Genomic DNA, 7,023 nt, shown 5'->3' with positions numbered 1-7,023 from the left:
GGAAACCGTCGGCCTGTCCTGGAAGCTGATCGACAGCGAGCTGGACGAGCTCAAGCGCGTTACCCCGCAGGACATCCAGAACGCCGCGCGCACCTACTTCACCCGCGAACGCCTGAGCGTTGCCCATGTATTGCCCGAGGAGTCCGCTCATGAGTGATCGCCGCGCACCACGCCCAACCCTGCTGGCCACGGGCATCCGCGCCCTGGCGCTGGCGGCGGTGCTGGCCGCCCCGGCCATGGCCGACAACGCCGCCAAGGCCGACAGCAACGCGGCACGCCCGGCCAACACCTTGCAGTCGCTGGCCGAGCTGGATGGCAAGGCGCCCAGCCGGCGCCAGTTGAACATCCAGCACTGGAACACCGCCGAAGGTGCCCGGGTACTGTTCGTCGAGGCTCGCNNGCCGCCGGCAGCAGCCAGGATGGCGGAACGCCAGGCCTGGCTGCCCTGACCAACGCCATGCTCAACGAAGGCGTGGCCGGCAAGGACGTGACTGCCATCGCCGAAGGCTTCGAGGGCCTGGGTGCCGACTTTGGCAACGGCTCCTACCGCGATATGGCCGTGGCCTCGTTGCGCAGCCTCAGCGCCAAGGACAAGCGCGAACCGGCGCTCAAGCTGTTCACCGAAGTGACTGGCAAGCCGACCTTCCCTGAAGACGCCCTCAAGCGCATCAAGAACCAGATGCTGGCCGGCTTCGAGTATGAAAAGCAGAACCCTGGCAAGGTCGCTGGCAAGGCCTTGTTCGCCAAGCTCTACGGCGACCACCCCTACGCCCACCCGAGCGACGGCACTGCCGAAAGCATCAGCGGCATCACCCTGGCACAGCTGCGCGCCTTCCACGCCAAGGCCTACACCAGCGGCAACGCGGTCATCGCCCTGGTCGGCGACCTCAGCCGCGCCGAGGCCGAAGCCATCGCCGCCCAGGTGTCAGCCGGTCTGCCCAAAGGCCCCGCGCTGGCCGCACCTGCGCAACCCGGCGAAGCCAAGGCAGGCCTGACCCACATCGACTTCCCGTCCAAGCAGACTCACCTGATGCTGGCCGAACTCGGCATCGACCGCCAGGACCCGGACTGGCCGGCCCTGTCACTGGGCAACCAGATCCTCGGCGGCGGTGCGTTCGGCACCCGGCTGATGAGCGAGGTGCGTGAAAAGCGCGGCCTGACCTACGGCGTGTACTCGGTGTTCAGCCCGATGCAGGTTCGCGGCCCGTTCATGATCAACCTGCAGACCCGTGCCGAACTCAGCGAGGGCACGCTCAAGCTGGTGCAGGATATTCTCGCCGACTACCTCAAGGCCGGCCCCACCCAGCAGGAGCTGGACGATGCCAAGCGCGAGCTGGCCGGCAGCTTCCCGCTGTCCAATGCCAGCAACGCCAGTATCGTCGGCCAACTGGGTGCCATTGGCTTCTACAACCTGCCGCTGACCTGGCTGGAGGACTTCATGCAGCAGTCCCAGGCCCTCACCGTCGAGCAGGTAAGAACGGCCATGAACAAACACCTGTCAGCCGATAAACTGGTGATCGTCACCGCTGGCCCGAAAGTGCCGCAAAAACCGCTGCCAGCACCCACTGACAAGCCCTCCGAGCAGCCGCTCGGGGTACCGGAGCACTAATGCCAAGATCCACCCCTCCCGCCCGCCCGCAACCGGGCCAAAGCAAGGGCCAGGGCCACCTGCGCATCATCGCCGGCGAATGGCGCAGCCGCCGTCTGGCGGTGCCGGAAGGCGAAGGCCTGCGGCCAACGCCCGACCGCGTGCGCGAAACCCTGTTCAACTGGCTGGCACCCTATATCGAGGGTGCCCGCGTGCTGGACGCCTTCACCGGCAGCGGCGCCCTGGTGCTCGAAGCCCTGTCCCGCGGGGCCGAGGACGCCGTCGCGCTGGACAGCAACCCGGCGGCCATCGCCAACCTGAAGAACAACCTCGAGATCCTGCGCTGCCCGCGCGGGCAAATCCTGCAGACCGACGCCCTGCGCTATCTGCAAGGCCCGGCCAAGCAGCAGTTCGACGTGGTGTTCCTCGACCCGCCGTTCCACCAGGACCTGCTGGCAGACACCTGCAACCTGCTGGAACAGAACCAGTGGCTGCGCGAGCAGGCGTGGGTCTACACAGAAAGCGAGGCTGCCCCGTCGACCTTGCAGTTGCCGGGCAACTGGCGCCTGCACCGCGAGAAAAAGACCGGCCAGGTGCACTACGCACTTTGGCAACGGGGTTGATCCGGTAACCCTGGGTTGCCGTATTTAGTTACCACAAACCCATCGCCTTCATGGCTGAAGCTGCTCCTCCAATTTTTGCAGGAGCACTTCAACCATGACCGACCACCCCGCCCCACCCGCGCCGGCAGGCTCGGTGCACAGCTTTACCCTCGCCAACGGCCTGCGCGTCTACCTGCGTGAAGACAACCGCGCGCCGCTGGTCAGCGTGCAGCTGTGGTACCACGTAGGCTCCAGCTACGAGCCTGAGGGCCACACCGGCCTGTCCCACGCCCTGGAGCATCTGCTGTTCGAGGGCAGCAGCAAACTGGCTCCAGGCCAGTATTCAGCCCTCATGAGCCGCCTGGGCGGTGACCCAAATGCGTTTACCTACCCCGATGCCACGGTCTTTCCGCTGACTTTGCCACGCAACCGCCTGGAAATTGCCTTGGAGGCGCTGGCCGACGTCATGGCCAGCGCCACCCTCAGCGACGTGCCTTTTGCCCGTGAGCTGGCAGTAGTCATGGCCGAGCGCCGCGAGGATATCGACAACAGCCCCTTGGCAGTGGCAGTGGAACATCACCAGTTGCTGGCCTATGGCAACAGCGGCTATGGCAACCCCGTGACCGGCCACAAGACCGACCTCGACCATATGACCCCGACGGCGGCGCGCACCTGGTACCAGACCTGGTACCACCCCAACAATGCCACGCTCGCCGTGGCTGGTGACATTGCCCTGGCCCAGCTGCAAAAGCTGGTTACACGGCACTTTGCAGCGATCCCCGCCAACCGCCTGCCAACACGGCAAAAACCCACAATGCCTTCTGGGCAGGTTCGGCGCAGCCAGACCCTGCGCTGGCATGGCCTGAACACCGGCGTGCTCATCAGCTTCAACCTTCCCAGCCAATGCACCGCCCGCTCTGGCTCACAAGCCTGCGCACTGCGCCTGCTGCCGGACATTCTTGCTGAAGGCCACGCCAGCACGCTGCAGCGCCTGTTGATACAAGACACTCCGCTGCTACAGGGCCTGAGAGCGACCTATGAGCCATGGCAGCGCGGTGACAGCCTGCTGACCTTGTACGCGTTCTGCAGCCCGCAGGTTACGCCGGAGGCAGCAGCCGAAAGGCTGATGCAGGAAATCGAAGCGTTCCGCCAGTCGGCCCCCTCCAAGGAAGATCTTCAACGCGCCAAGGCTCGCCTGCTGGCCAGGCAACTATTCGCAAGAGACGACATCGGCAAACAGGCAGAGGCCATCGGCAAACAGGCCGCCTGCGGTCTGGACCCCGTTGCCCTGGACGATGAGCGACAAGCCATCGAAGCCGTGACAGCCGAGCAGGTAGGCCTGATTGCGCTGGAATTCCTGACTGAAGCCCGTGCGGCCTTCACCTTCATGCACCACAAGGAAAGTACCGATGAATGACAAGATCGCGAGCATCCCGCAACCGGCTGTAGCCAACGGAAGTCACAGTGGTCTGGTCTCGGTCCAAGGCGTTGATCTGGACCAGCTCGAAACCCCTCAGACGCAGGTGCAGGCGTGGACCACGGAAGCAGGTACAGGCGTGAAGTTCGTCGAAGCCCGCGGGCTGCCTATCGTAGATGTGGTCTTGCGGTTCAAGGCAGGCACGGCCCAGGACACCTTGCAACCCGGCCTGGCAGCCTTGACGCTGTACATGCTCGACGAGGGCAGCCGGCGCTATACCAGCGCCAGGCAAGCTGAGGGCATGGAACGCCTGGGCGCGATCATGGAAAAGCAGATACGCCTGGAGCATGCAACGCTGAGCCTGCGCAGCGTGAGCACGAAAACGATACTCGCACCAGCCCTGGACCTGTTTACCGACCTTGTGGCAAACCCGGCTTTCCCCGCGCCTGCCCTGGAAAAGATCAAGCGCCAGTTCGTGCAGCACAACGCATCCCGCGAACGGCGCCCCAGGCTCAGGGCGCGTAGCGAGGCGTTTCGCCATCTGTTCCAGGGGCATCCCTATGGCAACCCGCTGGGCAGCACCATTCAAGGCGTGAACGCCGTCAGCCCTGAAGACTTGCGGGCATTCCACCGACGCGCCTATAGCGCCAGCAACCTGGAAATGGTGCTTGTCGGGGACCTGACCCTGAGCGAGGCGCAAGCCATCGCGCAACAGATCAGCCAAGCCCTGCCGCAAGGCTGGTCCGCCGCTGACCTGCCAGCCGTTCCGGATGCTACCCATGCAACCATCAACGTCGAACAGCCCGGCAACAGCAGCGCAGTGCTGCTGGCATTGCCCATGAACGTTCCCGCCAATGACCCGGATTTCCCAGCCATTGTGCTAGCCAGTGAAGTGTTGGCTTCAGGCCTTGAATCGCGCCTGATGGTGGAACTGCGCCAACGTCGCGGGTTGACCTACGGCATCTACAGCCGCGCTTCGCCGTTGAGTGCCGGCGGGCTGTTCACCATCGAGTGGGACATCGCGCCACGGTACGTGCAATGCTCGCAGGAACTGGTAGCAACCTTGCTGTGCGATTTCATCGAGCAAGGGCCAACCAAGGCCGAACTGCAGCTGGCGTGCAAACAGCTGGCCGGGCAATTACTGCGTGGTGTGGCGCAAAACAACAGCCTGGCAGCATTGCTGACGGAGATAACCCACCAACATCAGCCTGCAGACCACCTGAACAGCTACATCGAGCGCATCGGTAGGCTGAGCCCGGCAGATATCTGCGCGGCGATGCAAGACCGTCTCGACTTGAACTGCGAGGTACTGGTCAGTGTCGGCCCACGTGTCGACCAGCAACCGCTGCCAGCCACCGACCAATAGCGCAGGTACAGTGGCGTTGTTTCATGGCACTCTAGGCAGGCACATCACGAGTCGCCTAGCATGCCCAGCCCCAGCGCCACATTCCGCCCGGCCATCGGCCTGTCCAACCCCCACCTGCAAACTCTGTGGGGGCCACTGTGGCGCAAGCTGCCTGAACTGCAGCGCAACCGCGAGCGGCTATGGCTGGCCGATGGCGACTTCATCGACCTGGACTGGCACGGCCCGCACCAGCCCCACGCGCCGTTGGTGCTGGTGCTGCACGGTTTGACCGGCTCGTCCCACTCGCCCTACGTCAAAGGCTTGCAGCAAGCGCTGCAAGGCCGCGGCTGGGCCAGCGTGGCGGTGAACTGGCGCGGTTGCTCGGGCGAGCCCAACCTGCTGCCACGCAGCTACCATTCCGGTGCCAGCGAAGACCTGGCCGAAATCGTCAGCCACCTGCGCGCCCAGCGCCCGTTGGCGCCGTTGTATGCGGTGGGTTATTCGCTGGGGGGCAATGTGCTGCTGAAATACCTGGGCGAAAGCGGTGTCGCCAGCCAGTTGCAGGCTGCGGTGGCAGTGTCGGTGCCGTTTCGCCTGGACCACTGCGCCGACCGCATCGGCCAGGGCTTTTCAAAGGTATACCAGGCGCATTTCATGCGCGAGATGCTGGCTTATGTGCAGCTCAAGCAGCGGCACTTTCACGACAAGGGCCAGCATGAAGGGCTGGCGACGCTGCAACGGCTGGGGCCGTTGGGCAACCTGCGCACGTTCTGGGATTTCGACGGCAAGGTCACCGCACCGCTGAACGGTTTTCGCGATGCGCACGACTACTACCGCCGCTCATCGAGTCATTTCTTCCTCGGCCAGAACCGCACGCCGACGCTGATCATCCACTCCAGCGATGACCCTTTCGTCTCCGGCCACAGCCTGCCAACGGCCCGCGAACTGGCGCCGCAAACCCGCTTCGAACTGCACAGCCGCGGCGGTCATGTGGGCTTTGTCGATGGCAGCCTGCGCAACCCGGGCTATTACCTGGAGCGGCGGATTCCGCAGTGGTTGGTGGAGGGCACATAAGCGATTGTTTTGCAGGAACCCTGTGGGAGCGGGCGCGCCCGCGAACACCGGCGCAGCCGGTGCCAGCCACCGCGTTGCATGCTTCGCGGGCTCGCCCGCTCCCACAGGGCCTGGGCGATCTCCTACAGGATTTGACCGGCTTACTCGCCAGTGGCTACGCCATGCTGCGGATCGTTGATCCACTCACTCCACGACCCGGCATACAGCTTGCCCAGCGGGTACCCGGCCAACGCCAGGGCAAACAGGTTATGACACGCCGTCACCCCTGACCCGCAATACGCCACCAACTGCTCCGGCGCCCGCCCGGCCAGCTTTTCGGCAAAGCGCTGTTTTAGCTGGTCCGGCTGCAGAAAACGCCCATCAGCCCCCAGGTTGTCGGTAAACGCCGCGCACTGCGCCCCCGGAATATGCCCCGCCACCGGGTCGATCGGTTCCACTTCGCCACGGAAACGCGGCAAGGCACGCGCATCGATCAAGGTCAGGTCTGCGTTACCCAAGCGCTTGGCCAGGTGCTCGGCATCGATCAGCAGCTTGCCGTCCGGCTCACCGTTGAAGGTGCCTTCCCGCTTGAGCGGCGGGTCCAGGCTGAGCGGCAGGTGCGCCGCATGCCAGGCCTTCAGGCCACCGTCGAGGATCGCCACGCCGCTGCGCTTGCCCAGCCAGGCCAGCAGCCACCAGGCACGGGCAGCAAAAGCGCCAGGGCCGTCGTCGTACAGCACCACCTCGCTGTCATCGTCCAGGCCCCACTCTCGCAGGCGCTCGACCAGCCGGCGCGCATCCGGCAACGGGTGGCGCCCGGTACGCCCCTTGCTCACCGGCCCGCTGAGGTCACGCTCCAGGTCGGCAAAATGCGCCCCGGCAATATGCCCCTGGGCATAGCTGCGTTGGCCATAGTCCACATCCTCGAGGGCAAAGCGGCAGTCGAGGATCACCAACTTGGGCGAGCCCAGACGCTCGGCCAACTGCTGCGGGGTGATCAATTGCGCAAGGGGCATGA

Annotated in this window: 5 protein-coding genes and 2 pseudogenes; 6 read left to right on the top strand and 1 reads right to left on the bottom strand. The window is 64.8% G+C overall.

The genetic code is table 11. The features are described from left to right. From B2790_RS10020 to B2790_RS09995, 6 genes and pseudogenes are all read left to right on the top strand, one after another. Positions 1-157: pseudogene (locus B2790_RS10020) on the top strand (insulinase family protein); the annotation flags it as partial. Further along, positions 154-1,609, top strand: a pseudogene (locus tag B2790_RS10015) (M16 family metallopeptidase). The pseudogenes B2790_RS10020 and B2790_RS10015, both read left to right, overlap by 4 nt. After that, positions 1,609-2,211 carry a 16S rRNA (guanine(966)-N(2))-methyltransferase RsmD gene (gene rsmD, locus B2790_RS10010; protein WP_025340976.1) on the top strand — a complete coding sequence of 201 codons (603 nt, stop codon included), beginning with the start codon at positions 1,609-1,611 and terminating at the stop codon, positions 2,209-2,211. Before B2790_RS10015 ends, rsmD begins: the two are co-directional and overlap by 1 nt. A 94-nt stretch (positions 2,212-2,305) precedes the next feature. Then, positions 2,306-3,607: a M16 family metallopeptidase gene (locus B2790_RS10005; RefSeq protein ID WP_286918751.1), complete on the top strand. Its 1,302-nt coding sequence runs from the start codon at positions 2,306-2,308 to the stop codon at positions 3,605-3,607. Then, entirely contained in the window at positions 3,600-4,973 is a 1,374-nt protein-coding gene (locus B2790_RS10000) for a M16 family metallopeptidase (protein WP_286918750.1), read from the top strand. Before B2790_RS10005 ends, B2790_RS10000 begins: the two co-directional genes overlap by 8 nt. A gap of 60 nt (positions 4,974-5,033) precedes the next feature. After that, positions 5,034-6,026 carry a hydrolase gene (locus B2790_RS09995; RefSeq protein ID WP_137162597.1) on the top strand — a complete coding sequence of 331 codons (993 nt, stop codon included), beginning with the start codon at positions 5,034-5,036 and terminating at the stop codon, positions 6,024-6,026. Positions 6,027-6,166: 140 nt separating this feature from the next. On the opposite strand, the gene B2790_RS09990 is transcribed toward B2790_RS09995, so the two are convergent. Next, positions 6,167-7,021 carry a sulfurtransferase gene (locus tag B2790_RS09990; RefSeq protein WP_025340980.1) on the bottom strand — a complete coding sequence of 285 codons (855 nt, stop codon included), beginning with the start codon at positions 7,019-7,021 and terminating at the stop codon, positions 6,167-6,169. Positions 7,022-7,023: the final 2 nt, after the last annotated feature.

It is taken from the genome of Pseudomonas sp. UBA6753, from assembly GCF_002453565.1.
Lineage (GTDB): Bacteria > Pseudomonadota > Gammaproteobacteria > Pseudomonadales > Pseudomonadaceae > Aquipseudomonas > Aquipseudomonas putida_Z.
Note: the sequence above shows the minus strand (reverse complement) of the source record. Positions and strands in the feature narration are given on the sequence as shown.